Origin of the sequence: Anoxybacillus sp. LAT27, from assembly GCF_022030075.1 — a bacterium.
Classification (GTDB): Bacteria; Bacillota; Bacilli; order Bacillales; family Anoxybacillaceae; genus Anoxybacillus; species Anoxybacillus kestanbolensis.
In genome coordinates, this window is record NZ_JAIWYK010000245.1 from 1 (window position 1) to 247 (window position 247).

At 55.9% G+C, this 247-nt stretch carries 1 protein-coding gene; it reads right to left on the reverse strand.

Going from position 1 to position 247, the window contains the following annotated elements:
- Positions 1-247: processed acidic surface protein (locus LD028_RS09300; protein WP_237811649.1), on the reverse strand; the 247-nt coding region annotated here is incomplete at both ends.

The following is a 247-nucleotide window of genomic DNA, read 5'->3' on the forward strand; positions in this document are numbered from 1 at the left end:
TTTGCTGCATGGCGGCGTTGTGCTGCGAGTAAAAACGGATGGCCCGGTCTAAGTCTTCGATAAATGTGTAGTCTTGCACCGTTTCGCCAAACTGGCCAAGCAGCGCCTCGAGCTCCTCAACCGTCAGCCCGTGCCGGCGCAGAACGGCATGAAGCCGCTCGTCAGTGATGGGTGTGCCGAGCCATTGTTTCATCTCATCCATGGTGCGAAAATCGGCGGCTGTCAAGCCGTATTGATCCAAATAAGC